Annotated in this window: 12 protein-coding genes; 8 read left to right on the top strand and 4 right to left on the bottom strand. The window is 71.2% G+C overall.

Features of this window, described 5'->3' with window-relative positions:
- The first annotated feature begins 82 nt into the window (after positions 1-82).
- The 3 genes from LUZ64_RS11550 to LUZ64_RS38075 all read left to right on the top strand — a co-directional run bounded on the left by LUZ64_RS11550 (position 83) and on the right by LUZ64_RS38075 (position 3,583).
- Entirely contained in the window at positions 83-514 is a 432-nt protein-coding gene (locus tag LUZ64_RS11550) for a GlcG/HbpS family heme-binding protein (protein WP_095582920.1), read from the top strand.
- A gap of 334 nt (positions 515-848) precedes the next feature.
- Positions 849-1,481 carry an HAD family hydrolase gene (locus LUZ64_RS11545; protein WP_095582918.1) on the top strand — a complete coding sequence of 211 codons (633 nt, stop codon included), beginning with the start codon at positions 849-851 and terminating at the stop codon, positions 1,479-1,481.
- Between the two features lie 353 nt (positions 1,482-1,834).
- Positions 1,835-3,583: a globin domain-containing protein gene (locus LUZ64_RS38075; protein WP_232389904.1), complete on the top strand. Its 1,749-nt coding sequence runs from the start codon at positions 1,835-1,837 to the stop codon at positions 3,581-3,583.
- An 85-nt stretch (positions 3,584-3,668) separates the two neighbouring features.
- Here the strand turns inward: LUZ64_RS38075 and LUZ64_RS11535 are convergent, their stop codons facing one another.
- From LUZ64_RS11535 to LUZ64_RS11525, 3 genes are all read right to left on the bottom strand, one after another.
- A complete protein-coding gene (locus LUZ64_RS11535) occupies positions 3,669-4,184 on the bottom strand; it encodes an NUDIX domain-containing protein (RefSeq protein WP_095578955.1) in 516 nt (171 codons plus the stop codon).
- A gap of 117 nt (positions 4,185-4,301) precedes the next feature.
- Positions 4,302-5,198 carry a LysR family transcriptional regulator gene (locus LUZ64_RS11530; RefSeq protein WP_095579686.1) on the bottom strand — a complete coding sequence of 299 codons (897 nt, stop codon included), beginning with the start codon at positions 5,196-5,198 and terminating at the stop codon, positions 4,302-4,304.
- 407 nt (positions 5,199-5,605) lie between these two features.
- The gene (locus LUZ64_RS11525) at positions 5,606-5,986 is read right to left on the bottom strand and encodes a phage holin family protein (RefSeq protein WP_095579685.1); all 381 of its coding nucleotides are present in this window, start codon (positions 5,984-5,986) and stop codon (positions 5,606-5,608) included.
- A 72-nt stretch (positions 5,987-6,058) separates the two neighbouring features.
- Here LUZ64_RS11525 and LUZ64_RS11520 point away from each other — a divergent pair, with 72 nt between their 5' ends.
- The 3 genes from LUZ64_RS11520 (at position 6,059) to LUZ64_RS11510 (ending at position 7,608) form a co-directional block, all read left to right on the top strand.
- A complete protein-coding gene (locus LUZ64_RS11520; protein ID WP_095579684.1) occupies positions 6,059-6,376 on the top strand; it encodes a cupin domain-containing protein in 318 nt (105 codons plus the stop codon).
- A 149-nt stretch (positions 6,377-6,525) separates the two neighbouring features.
- Positions 6,526-6,744 (top strand): DUF5326 family protein, encoded by a 219-nt coding sequence (locus tag LUZ64_RS11515; RefSeq protein ID WP_095579683.1) that lies wholly within the window; start codon positions 6,526-6,528, stop codon positions 6,742-6,744.
- Positions 6,745-7,161: 417 nt separating this feature from the next.
- Positions 7,162-7,608 (top strand): SsgA family sporulation/cell division regulator, encoded by a 447-nt coding sequence (locus tag LUZ64_RS11510; RefSeq protein ID WP_087927208.1) that lies wholly within the window; start codon positions 7,162-7,164, stop codon positions 7,606-7,608.
- Between the two features lie 510 nt (positions 7,609-8,118).
- On the opposite strand, the gene LUZ64_RS11505 is transcribed toward LUZ64_RS11510, so the two are convergent.
- A complete protein-coding gene (locus tag LUZ64_RS11505) occupies positions 8,119-9,513 on the bottom strand; it encodes a YibE/F family protein (protein WP_095582367.1) in 1,395 nt (464 codons plus the stop codon).
- A 189-nt stretch (positions 9,514-9,702) separates the two neighbouring features.
- Here LUZ64_RS11505 and thiC point away from each other — a divergent pair, with 189 nt between their 5' ends.
- Together thiC and LUZ64_RS11495 are read left to right on the top strand one after the other, a co-directional pair.
- Complete coding sequence (thiC, locus tag LUZ64_RS11500; RefSeq protein WP_095582366.1) at positions 9,703-11,463, top strand: phosphomethylpyrimidine synthase ThiC; 1,761 nt, start codon at positions 9,703-9,705, stop codon at positions 11,461-11,463.
- Between the two features lie 157 nt (positions 11,464-11,620).
- Complete coding sequence (locus LUZ64_RS11495; RefSeq protein WP_095582365.1) at positions 11,621-13,030, top strand: VWA domain-containing protein; 1,410 nt, start codon at positions 11,621-11,623, stop codon at positions 13,028-13,030.
- Positions 13,031-13,047: the final 17 nt, after the last annotated feature.

Below are 13,047 nucleotides of genomic sequence, written 5' to 3'. Positions count from 1 at the left end.
GCCCCCGGAACCGCATACCTCACCCCACCCCCACCCCACCCCCACTCCACCTCACCCCACTTCGATCACAGGAGCACCACCCATGTCCTCGACCCGCACCCTCGTCTCCCCCCTCACCACCGACGACGCGGACGCCCTCGTCTCCGCCGCCCGCCGCGCCGCCGAGGAGCAGGGCGTACGGATCGCCGTCAGCGTCCTCGACGCGGGCGGTCACCCGCTGGCCTTCCGCCGCGACGACCGGGCCGTCCTGATCGCGGGGGAGACCAGCACCCGGAAGGCGTTCACCGCGCTCCAGCTGGACGCGCCGACCGCCGACGTCGTCGACGCAGTCCAGCCCGGCGGCCTCTTCCACACCCTGCCGACCGCCCTCGACCGGCCGCTCCTCTTCATCGCCGGAGGCGTCCCGCTGCACCGCGACGGCCGGCTGATCGGCGCGATCGGCATCGGAGGCGGCGCCCCGGAGCAGGACCACGGCATCGCGAACGCGGCGATCCAGGAGGTCCTGGGCGGCTGAGACAGGCCCGGCACACCACGCGCCACGCCCGGTGCGGACGGGGACTTCCCCCGCCCGCACCGGGCGCGCGTGCGGGTGCCGGCCGGGCGCGGACGCACGGCCCGGGCGCGGACGTACCCCTACGCGCCCGGGCCGTGCCCGCGCCCACCCCGGTGCGGGCGCCCCGCTCCCGGTCCGAGGCCCTACGAGCCGATCCGGCGGCCGAAGCCGACGGCCCCGGCGCGCCGGGGCCGCTGCCGCATGCCTCAAGGGTGACGCGGCGGGAGCGGCGGGATGTCCCACGGCGGGAGTATTCCTCCGTACTCACGGCCGAGTACGCCTACCCTCGGGTCCTGTGACCAGACTGCATGTGTTCGATATGGACGGAACCCTGATGCACGGTTCCGCGGCGGCGATAGAGATATCCCGGCAGCTCGGGCTCGAACGTGAGATCGCTGAACTGGAGCGGGCATTCGCGGCCCGCGAACTGACCCCGGCGCGATTCGCGGCCCTCGCCGTCGAGCTGTGGCGGGAACTCACCGAGGAACAGGTCACCGCGGCGTTCGAGGGCGCCCCCTGGATGGACGGCATACGGGATGTGTGGGCCGCGATCCGCGCCCGGGGAGAGCGCTGCGCGGTGATCTCCCTGTCGCCCGGCTTCTTTGTGGAGCGCCTGCTGACCTGGGGCGCGGACGCCGCCCACGGCTCGCTCTGGCCGTCGGTCCCGTTCCGGGACCCGGTGGATCCGGCGGGAATCCTCGACGCGGACGCGAAGGTCCGGATCGCCGACGAACTGTGCGCGGAATACGGGCTGACCCGCGCCGACTGCGTCGCGTACGGCGATTCGATGTCGGACGCGCGGCTGTTCTCCGTCGTGCCCGTTTCGGTGGCCGTGAACGCGGATCACCATGTGCGCGATATCGCCGCGTACGCTTATGCCGGAAGGGATCTCCGGGAGGCTTACGAACTGGTGGGCACGGCCGGGTGATTGGCGGAACCGAACCGTCTCCCGAGGGCGTTCGAGACCGAATGGGCCGGTGGCCCGGCGGGACGGTCCGTACTCCCTGACTCGTGCCGGTATGGTCAACTCGACTGTTCCGCAAGGGCTTTGCCGACACCCATTGCGGCCTTTGCGTCCGGCACATGCGGAAGCGCCTCAGCCTAGCCCCAACCGGGGGCCCGGCAAGGGTACTTCCCATGAACCGCACAACAGCCACGCGGTTGATGGCATGCTTCGCGGACTGGAACGGCGACCCATGAGCAGCGCGGGGAATTGTCGGCACATCCGGCGTGCGCGCCCGGACGTGCGAGGACGGACCGAGAGATGTTCGAGGCGAGACGATGAAGGACGCTCCGACCACGACGCCACCCGACGGCGGGGGCGGCGGCGGGGGCGAACGGGACTGGTTCAGCCCCCGGGAGAGCCCGGACGGCAGGTCGGACATCAGGTCGGACAGCAGGTCCGACGCCGTGTCCGCCGACGGGCCAGGCGGCCGGCCGGACGGCAGGGCAGGGGAGAGGGCGTGGGCCGAGTATCCGCCCGGGCCCGGTGAGCGGCCCCGGACGGCTCCCGCACCCACCCCGGCGACGGCCCCGGAACCGGCTGCTCCCTCCTCCGGCCCACCCCCCGGCCCCGCCTCGCCCGCCCGGGCCGGCAAGTGGGTGGCCGTACGGGCCGTCGGCTCGGCCCGCAGCCGCGAGGAGGAGCGGCGCCGGGCCGATCCGGGGCACGAGGACGGAAGCCGTGGCCATCCTGTGGCCCCCGGGCCATGGACATCTCAGATGCCACAGCAGTATCAACAGCCGCAGAAGCATCAACAGCCTGAAGAATTACGGGAATCCCCGGAACATCGACAAGCCCAAGGGTTTCGGCAGCCTCCGGAGCACCAACGCCCGGACGACGAGTTACCCCCCGTCCACCCGGCCCGCCCGGCACGGCACCGTAGCTCTCCCCCCTCCTCGCCGTCCCCTTCCCCCGACACCCTCCAGATCCGCCGCACCCTGGCCGAGATCGCCCCCGTCGCCGATAAAGCGACCTCGTACTTCTACGCACTGCTGTTCATACGGCATCCCGACCTGCGGGCCCTTTTCCCGGCCGCCATGGACGCCCAGCGTGACCGCCTCTTCAAGGCCCTGCTCACCGCCGCCGAGCACGCGGACGACGCGGCCGCACTCACCGAATACCTCTCCCGGCTCGGCCGTGGCCATCGCAAATACGGGACGCTCCCCACGCATTACCCGGCCGTCGGCGAATGCCTGATCGCCGCGCTCACCCGCTACGCGGCGGCCTGCTGGGACGAGGCGGCCGAGGCCGCGTGGGTGCGCGTCTACACCGCGATCTCCCAAATCATGATCGACGCGGCGGCCGAGGACGAAGCGAAGTCCCCCGCCTGGTGGCAGGCGGAGATCGTCTCCCATGAGCGCCGCACACGGGACATCGCCGTCGTGACCGTACGGCCCGACCAGCCCTATCCCTTCCTCGCCGGGCAGTACACCAGCCTGGAAACCCCCTGGTGGCCGCGGACCTGGCGGCACTATTCCTTCTCCGCCGCGCCCCGCCCGGACGGGCTGCTCTCCTTCCACGTCAAAGCCGTGCCCGCGGGGTGGGTGTCCAACGCGCTGGTCCATCGCGCCCGCCCCGGCGACGTGCTGCGCCTCGGTCCCCCCACGGGTTCCATGATTGTGGACCACAGCACTGACAACGGCCTTCTGTGCCTGGGCGGCGGCACCGGTATCGCGCCCATCAAGGCCCTGGTCGAGGACGTCGCCGAGCACGGCAGCCGTCGGCCCGTGGAGGTCTTCTACGGCGCCCGCCGTGACGACGACCTCTATGACATCGACACGCTGCTGCGGCTCCAGCGGTCGCACCTGTGGCTGTCCGTGCGCCCGGTCGTCTCCGACGGCCCGACCCGGCGGCTGAGCGGGCAACTCCCGCAGGTCGTCCGGCAGTACGGACCCTGGAACGCCTACGACGCCTATCTCTCCGGCCCGCCCGGGATGATCCGCAGCAGCATCGACGCGCTGACGCGCATCGGCATACCGCCCGACCGAATACGCCACGACTCGATCGACGAACTGATGGCGAGCTGAGAGGGGCCGAGGACGGCCGAGGGCGGCTGAGGACGGACCGACGACGGCTGAGGACGGACCGGCGACGGACCGACGACGACCGAGATCAGCCCAGGTCGTCGGCGAGCAGGGCCCGTACGCCCTCGATGTTCGCGTCGAGATACGCCCGCAGCGACGGCGGGACGAGCTCGACCGAGGCGATGCCCGCCCTGGTGAAGGGGATGCGCACCACGTCGTACGTCCCGCACGGCTCGTCCACCTCGGGGCCGTGGCGCCGGTCGAGGTCCATGGAGGCCAGGCGGCAGACGAAGAAGTGCTGGATCTTCACGCCGTGGGCGGCGTGGTGCGTGGAGTGGGAGACGGTGTCGACGAAGGCGGGCACGACATCGACGACCTTGGCTCCGAGCTCCTCGTCGACCTCGCGGTGGAGCGCGGCGACGACGGTGGTGTCCTCGGGCTCCATCCCGCCGCCGGGGGTGATCCAGTACGGGGCCTCACCGGGCTTCGTCCGCTTGATCACGATCATCTCGAGCGCGGACGCGGAGGATCCGGGATCGGCGCCGGGGGCGCTGTCGAGCAGGATGGCACGTGCGGTGCGCTTGACCACTGGACGTTCGGTCATAGGGGACATCTGCCGCGTAGAACACCTCGCGAAACCCGCCGATGGTCCCCTTTCCCACCGGCTTCCCCACCCGGGGCCCACCCACACCACCCCGCCCCGCCCGCCCCCACCCGGCCCTCACCAGGAGACGGCGGCTCGCAGCAGCCACTCGTGCGCTCGGGCGAGGTGCGGGTGGGCGAGCGTTCCCGTCCTCACGACCAGGAAGTATGTGCGCAGGGGCGGCACCGCGGGGTCGAGGAGGGCGACGATCTCACCGGTGTCCAGGGCGTCCCCGCACAGATAGCGGGGCAGTACGCCCAGCCCGGCCCCCGCGGCCACGCAGGTCAGGACGGCGCGCAGATCCGGCGCGATCACGCTGCCGGACGCGAGCGGTTTGGTGTCGAAGACGGCCGCCCAGTAGCGCGTGACGAGCGGCAGGCTCTCGTGCACCTCGACCACCGGCAGGTTTTCCAGGGCGCGCACGCCCTTGTCCCGCAGGACCGCCGCCCCGCCGAGCCGTGCCGCCCAGCGCGGGGCCGCGACCAGGACGTGCTCCTCGTCGCACAGCGGCGTCGCGGTCAGCAGCCGGCCGCGCGGGCGCGAAGTGGTGATCGCCAGATCGTGGTGGCCCACCGCGAGCCCCTCGAACAGCTCCTCCGCCACGCCGTGCGCCGCGCGTACCGTCAGCCCCTGGTTGATCAGCGGGGCCAGCGCGGGCAGCGCGCGCAGCGCCGTGAACTCCGGCGGCCCCGCGAGGTGCAGCGTCCGCCCGGCGCTCCGCTCGTCGAACCCCGATTCCGTGATCTCCAGCAGCGCGTCGACATGCGGGGCGATCTTCCGCGCGAGTTCGTCGCCCACCGAGGTCGGACTGACGCCGCGCGCCTGCCGGACGAACAGCGGCCGCCCCAGCTGTTTCTCCAGCGTCCGGATCTGGCCGGTGACGGCCGGCTGCGACAGCCCGAGCAGGGCGGCGGCCCGGGTGAACGACCCGGCCCGGTGCACCGTGACGAATGTGCGTAAGAGGGCCAGATCCATGCTGTCTCCCCTGGCTCGACGCCGCCCGGTCGTACGCGAACTATAAATAAGTCGATAGGGCTGCGTCGCCGGCGTGATTGGACACTGACGCACAGTCAACTAGCCTTGGTCGCGCGGTTCCCCGCGTCCGGGGCGGGACGGGAACCGCGACGGCTCAAAGCCATGAGGGGGGAGGCTTTGAGCCGTCCTCGCGTGCGATGCCCGTGCCCGGGGCCCGCCTCGTCGCGGCGGGAAGGGTCGCGGGAAGAGGCGCGGGAAGAAGCGCGGCAAGAGACACGGCAAGAGGCACGGCAAGAGGCACGGCAAGAGGTGCGGGAATCGATACGGAAAGAGGCGGGGCCGGAGAGCGTCAACTCCCCCGGCGTCCCGCCTCTTTCGTGTTCGTCAACAGTCCGTTGACGAGATCGTCAGTCCTGCTCGTCCGGCAGGATCACGTGCATCGCCCACGCCACGATCGAGATGATCACGCCGCCCACCAGGGCGGGCCAGAAGCCCCCCACGTGGAACGCCAGATCCAGCTCGTCCGCGATCCACGACGTCAGCAGCAGCATCAGTGCGTTGATCACCAACGTGATCAGTCCGAGGGTGAGGATGAACAGCGGGAACGAGAGCAGCTTCACGATCGGCTTGACGACGAAGTTGACCGCGCCGAAGACGAGGGCGACGACGAAGAGCGTGACGACCTTGCCGACGGTGGTCTCGCCGGACAGCGTGATGCCCTTGAGCAGCCAGACGGCGACCGCCAGGGCCGCCGCGTTCGCGATCGTCTTGACTACGAAATTCTTCATGGTGAGATCGTTGCAGACGAGATCGGCGGACGCGGATCGGCACGGGAGACGGGGGATGAGGGTGAGCGGGAGATGAAGGCATTCCGGCTGGACGAGCTGGAGGCGGAGCGGGCCGCGAACGAGGGCGCGTACCTCCGGTTCCTCCATGAGCGGAACATGTCCGTCGGGCTGTACGCCCTGGACGCGGGTGACATGGACCCGCAGACTCCGCACGCGCAGGACGAGGTCTACATGGTGGTGAGCGGCCGGGCGTCGATCACGGTCGGGGCGGAGACCACGGAGGTCGCGCGCGGCAGCGTCGTCTACGTGCCGGCCGGCGTCCCCCACCGCTTCCACCACATCAGCGAGGATCTGAGGGTCCTCGTCGTCTTCTCTCCGCCTGAGAGCTGACCCTTCCCCCTCCCGACCCGTAGGGGACCGTTCAGGGACGGGCGGGGGCCGGGAGGCCCCCGTCGGCCCACCTGTCCGCTCTAGCATCGAATGCAGGGACGGAGCATCCGCGCTCCGGGCCCACGAAGCGGAAGGCAGGGACGGACGACATGGCTGAGAAGGGGTTTCTCGAAGGTCTCCCGTGGTGGGTGAAGTGGATCGCCGTGCCGCTCCTCGTCCTCGCCGTCTTCGGCGGGCTGATCATGAGCGTGCTCGGCTTCGTGATCGCTCTCGTCTTCAAGGCGCTCCTCCTGGTGGCGCTCATCGGTGGCCTGATCTTCGTCGTGAAGAAGTTCACCTCGTCGTCCTCGTCCAAGGGCGACTGGTAACGCCGCCCCGCGAGGCCGGGAACGCGCTCCCTCGACGCCGGGAACGCCCTTCCGCGGCGCCGGGAACGCCCTCCGCGAAGCCGGAATAGCCTCCCCGATGGCTCCAACCGGTGTGCGGAAGACAGGAGTACGTCATCCCGCCCCATCGCCCGTACACCCTCACCACCGTCATTCCGGCCCACGCCCAGGGCCGGTGTTGACGTCTTATGGCGATTTCTCTGTCTTGAATCCCGTGGAACGACTCCGCCCCGTAGTCGAGTCGCTACGCTCCAGAGTCATAGAGCTCGTAAGCTCACTCTCGATCTCTATTGGTCTCCAAAAAATCACTCCCTGTGATCCATGGATGCGGCCGTACGGCGGTGTATATGGGCATAGAGAGCCAATCCCGGCTACAACGACGAATCGGGGCATTGGGCGATGCGTGAAACGGTTCAGGCAGAAGTGATCATGACCTTCCTCGTCTCCGAGGAGCTGTCCTTCCGGATTCCGGTGGGGCTGGACTACGACAGCAGCGACCCGTACGCGGTGAAGTTCACCTTCCACCTGCCTGGTGACGCGCCGGTGACCTGGGCGTTCGCCCGGGAGCTGCTGCTCGACGGGCTCAGCCAGCCGTCCGGCGAAGGGGATGTGCACATCTCCCCGGCCTCGGGCGAGCACCTCTCGGACGTCTTCATCCGGCTGCAAGTGGGCTGCGAAGGGGCACTGTTCCGGGCGGGCGCGGCCCCTCTGGTGGCCTTCCTCGACCGGACGGACCGGATCGCGCCCCTCGGCGAGGAGCGCTCGGTCGCGGACTTCGAGTACGACCTCGCGGCCGCGCTCGACAACATCCTCGCGGGCAACACGGAGGGGCAGAACGCCGGTTAGCGGGCCGTCCGTATGCCGCCGCCGTCCTCGCCTTCGTACGCGTCCCCGACGGGCGCCCGCCCGGCACACGGGGCCGAGCCGCTGCCCCGGACCGATGCCGCCCGGACCGATCCGGCCCGGTGCTACCCCGCCCGGACCGATCCCGGCCGGTGCTACCCCACCCGGACCGGCCCTGCCCGGACCGATCCCGCCCGGGTGAACCTCGCCCGGCCGTTCCCGACCCCGCCGCGCTCGCACCCGCGCGCGGCCACCGCGCCAGGCCCGGCCGCTTTTCGGCCAGTTGTCGCGCGGCCACGGCCTCCCGGTTCTCCGCCGGGCCCGCCGCCCGCCCCCTGACGGCCCCGCCCCTCCCGCACTCCCGACCCCGCGCCTCCGCCGCCCCGGCCGCCGGCCCTTCGCCTCGGTGGCCGCGGCCTCGGGCCTCACCCCGCGGTCCCGGTCGCCGCCACGGTGGCGGCGACCTCCGGTCCCGTCCCCCCCCCCGGGGCTACGGACGCGTTCCCGTCGCGGTCACTTCGCCCGGCGGCGCCTGCCGCCCCGCGACCTGGCCTTCGCCGTACCCGCGTGCTGCCGGTCGGCGCTTACGACGAGCGCCGCCAGCGCGGTCGTCACCGGGACCGACGCCACCAGACCGATGCTGCCGACGAGCGTCCGGACGATCTCCTCCGCGACGATCTCGCTGGTCGCGACCGTGCCGATCCCGCTGTCCGCGATGGAGAAGAGGAGCAGCAGCGGCAGCGAGGCGCCCGCGTAGGCGAGCACGAGCGTATTGACCACCGACGCGATGTGGTCCCGGCCGATGCGCATCGCCGCTCCGTAGAGCTTGCGCCAACTCGCCGTCGGATCGGCCTCCTTCAGCTCCCAGACCGCCGACGTCTGCGTCACGGTGACGTCGTCCAGCACACCCAGCGAGCCGATGATGATGCCCGCGAGCAGCAGGCCCTGGATCCCGATCTCCGGGTAGAGGCCGTGCACCAGGCCGGTCTGGTCGTCGGTGTCGCCGGTGAGGTGCGCCCAGTCGGTGAACAGGGACCCGAGCAGGCCGATCAGCACCAGCGAGGTGAGGGTGCCGACGACCGCCACGGACGTACGGGCGTTCAGGCCGTGGCACATGTAGAGCGCGATCAGCATGATCGCGCTGCCGCCGATCACGGCCACCAGCAGGGGGTCCGAGCCCTGGAGGATGGCGGGCAGGATGAACAGCGTCAGCACCCCGAAGCTGATCACCAGCGCGGCCAGCGCGAAGAGCCCGCGCAGCCGGCCGACCACGACCACCGCGAGCGCGAACACCCCGGCGAGCAGGGCCATCGGCAGCGTCCGGTCCACGTCCGCGACCGCGTACTGGAGGTTCTTCGGCGCCTTCGGGGCGTAGGAGAGCACGACCTTCTGGCCGACCTCGTAGCGTCGCGAGGCGTTCGGCTGTACGAGCTCGGTGAACTGACGGCCCTTGTCGGGGCCCGAGGTGACCTCGATGTCCGACTTCTCGCAAGGGCCCTGCGGTTTCGGCGGGCCGCCGGAACCGCCCGGTCCCCCGCCGCCCTGCTGGGGGCCGCCGCCCTGCGGCTGCCCGCCCGCCTTCACACAGTCCTGCTCCTCGATCTTCACCACCCGGCCGGACTCCGTGTGCTGGTCGACGCCGAGGCCGCTGTGCGTGTGCGGGGGAGCGCCGCCCGGCCACAGCAGTACGAGTCCGGCGAGCACCGCGACGGCGAAGGGGATCAGGACAGCCGCGATCACCTTGCGCAGGTGGCCGGAGACGGGGGAGGGCGGTCCATGGCTGTGGGAATGGCCGTGGCCGTGGCTGTGGCCGTTTCCGGCGTGGCCACGTGCGCGGCCGTTTGTGTGGCCGGGTGTGTCGTCGTGCGAGTGGTCGTGTGCGTGGGGCTGAGGGTCCGTGGGGGTCACGCCCCGATCATCGCAAGCCCCTCTGGCACTCCGGTCGGGGGAAGCGCTAGCGTTGTGTCACCTTTGCAATCGCGGGAGCTCGGAGCACCGGGCTGAGAGGGCGCTGACCTCCGTAGGGATCTACGGAAGCCGCTGCGTCGACCGCCGAACCTGTTACCGGGTAATGCCGGCGTAGGGAGTTCTGGTCTCATGACCTCGCAGGATGCACGCATGTCCGAAACCGGTCGGCAGATCGGCTGGCACAAGGACTACGTGACCGGCTCGCGGCCGGACCTCAGGGTTCCGGTGCGGCGGGTGCATCTCACCAACGGGCGGGACGTCCAGCTGTACGACACCTCGGGCCCGTACACCGACCCGGCCGTGGAGACGGACGTCCGTCGCGGCCTCCAGCCGCTCCGGGAGAACTGGATCATCGGCCGGGGCGACACCGAGGAGTACGCCGGGCGCCCCATGCGCCCGGAGGACGACGGCCTCAAGCACACCTCTCCGCGCGGGGGTCTGAAGAACCTCGACGCGGTCTTCCCGGGCCGCCCGCGCCTGCCCCGCAAGGGCCGGGGCGGCGCCGCCGTGACCCAGCTCGCGTACGCCCGCCGCGGTGAGATCACCGAGGAGATGGAGTACGTGGCCCTCCGGGAGAACGTCTCTCCCGAGACCGTCCGGGAGGAGATCGCGGCCGGCCGGGCGGTGCTCCCGGCGAATGTGAACCACCCGGAGATCGAGCCGATGATCATCGGCAAGAAGTTCCTGGTCAAGGTGAACGCCAACATCGGCAACTCCGCCGTCACCTCCTCCATCGAGGAGGAGGTCGAGAAGATGACGTGGGCGACCCGCTGGGGCGCCGACACGGTGATGGACCTCTCCACCGGCCGCAACATCCACACCACCCGTGAGTGGGTGCTGCGCAACTCCCCCGTGCCGATCGGCACCGTGCCGCTCTACCAGGCCCTGGAGAAGGTGGACGGCAAGGCCGAGGAGCTCACCTGGGAGATCTACAAGGACACGGTCATCGAGCAGGCCGAGCAGGGCGTCGACTATATGACCGTCCACGCGGGCGTGCTGCTGCGCTACGTCCCGCTGACCGCCCGCCGCAAGACCGGCATCGTCTCGCGCGGCGGTTCGATCATGGCCGCCTGGTGCCTCGCGCACCACAAGGAGTCGTTCCTCTACGAGAACTTCGAGGAGCTCTGCGAGATCCTCGCCTCGTACGACGTCACCTACTCGCTGGGCGACGGCCTGCGCCCCGGCTCCATCGCGGACGCCAACGACGAGGCGCAGTTCGCCGAGCTGAAGACCCTCGGCGAGCTCAACACCATCGCCAAGCGGCACAACGTCCAGACGATGATCGAGGGCCCGGGCCATGTCCCGATGCACAAGATCAAGGAGAACATCGACCTTCAGCAGGAGATCTGCGAGGAGGCGCCGTTCTACACCCTCGGCCCGCTGACCACCGATGTCGCGCCCGCGTACGACCACATCACCTCGGGCATCGGCGCCGCCATGATCGCCTGGTGGGGCACGGCCATGCTCTGCTACGTCACGCCCAAGGAGCACCTGGGCCTGCCGGACCGCGACGACGTCAAGACCGGTGTGATCACCTACAAGATCGCGGCGCACGCGGCGGACCTCGCCAAGGGCCACCCGGGCGCCCAGGACTGGGACGACGCGCTGTCCGACGCCCGCTTCGAGTTCCGCTGGGAGGACCAGTTCAACCTGGCCCTCGACCCGGAGACGGCCCGCGCCTTCCACGACGAGACGCTGCCCGCCGAGCCGGCCAAGACGGCGCACTTCTGCTCGATGTGCGGCCCGAAGTTCTGCAGCATGAAGATCTCCCAGGACATCCGCCGCGAGCACGGCGGCGACCTCGCCGTCGACCCGGTCGCGGGCATGGCGGAGAAGTCCAAGGAGTTCGCGGCCGCGGGCAACCGCGTCTATCTGCCGCTGGCCGACTGAGCCGGCCGGACGGCACCGCCCCGGACCCACCGGGGCGGTGCCACGCGGGCGGTGACGGCCGCGGGCGACGGTCGGCGACGGATGACGGACGACGGCGACAGCGGCGGGATTACGCGACTCCGTCCCCACTCGGCACACTGGCCGCGTGACGATATCCATGAGTAAGGGCGCCAACCTGCCGGTCGCCGCTTCCGCGGTGCACGCCGTGCTCACCTGGACGGAAGCGCCCGGGGCACCGGACGCCGATGCCTCGGCGCTGCTGCTGACCGGGGCCGGACGGGTGCGCGACGACGGCGACTTCGTCTTCTACAACCAGCCCGCGCACGCCTCCGGCGCCGTACGCCACCTCGGCAAGCGGCGGGCCGCGGGTTCCGTCACCGACACCGTCGAGGTCGACCTGGGCGGCCTGGAGCCCGGGGTCGAGCGGGTCGTGCTGTGCGCGTCCGCCGACGGCGGGACGTTCGGCGGGCTGGCCGGGCTGACGCTGCTGCTGCTCGACGCCGGGACGCGCACCGAGCTCGCGCGCTTCGAGATGACGGCGACGGCCGAGACGGCGTTCGTCAGCGGCGAGCTGTACCGGCGGGCCGGGCAGTGGAAGTTCCGCGCGGTGGGGCAGGGGTACGCCGCCGGGCTCGCCGGGCTGGCCACCGACTTCGGCATCACGGTCGACGACGAGCCGCCGGCGCCGGCCGCCCCGCCGGCACCTCCCGCGGCGCCTACGCCCGTACCGCCCATGCCCGCGGCTCCCACGCCCGTACCGCCCGTGCCCGTACCGCCCCCGACCCCCGGCTCCGCCCCGCGGCTCACCAAGGGCGAGGAGCGGCTCCCCGTCGACATGCGCAAGCGGCTGTCCCTCCGTAAGGAGCAGGTGGCCGTCAGCCTCGCCAAGCGCGGTGCGTCCGGCGCCCGGGCGCGCGTCATCCTCGTCCTCGACGCGTCCGGGTCGATGGCCCTGCTGTACTCGAAGGGCGTCGTCGCCGATGTGGTGGAGCGCATGGCCGCCGTCGCCGCCCAGCTCGACGACGACGGCGAGATGCAGGCGTGGGCGTTCGCCTCGCACCCGGCCCGGCTGCCCGACCTGCGGCTTGGCGAGCTGCCCGACTGGCTGCGGCTGTATGTGCGCGTCGGCGAGCTGAGCTTCTTCGGGCGGCCCAAGAAGCCCAGGAAGGGGCTGCTGGAGGGCCAGGTCGACATGCGGCTGGTCGGCATCCAGAACGAGGAGCAGAAGGTGATCTCCGAGGTTCGTACGTACGTCCGGGAGAACCCGGCGGCGGATCCCACGCTGGTCCTGTTCTTCTCCGACGGGGGCGTCCACCGCAACGCCGAGATCGAGCGCGAGCTGCGGGCCGCGGCCGAGGAGCCCGTCTTCTGGCAGTTCGTGGGGCTGGGGCGGGCCGACTACGGGGTGCTGGAGCGCTTCGACACCATGCCGGGCCGCCGTGTCGACAATGTGGGGTTCTTCGCCGTCGACGACATCGGCTCCGTCTCGGACGCGGAGCTGTACGACCGGCTGCTCTCGGAGTTCCCGGACTGGATGGTGGCGGCCCGGCGTGCGGGCGTCATCTGACCGGCGACCGCCCACCG

Source organism: Streptomyces albireticuli, assembly GCF_021228125.1.
GTDB classification, from domain to species: Bacteria; Actinomycetota; Actinomycetes; order Streptomycetales; family Streptomycetaceae; genus Streptomyces; species Streptomyces albireticuli.
The sequence above is the reverse complement of the archived record's forward strand: the minus strand, read 5'-3'. Positions and strand labels throughout refer to the sequence as shown.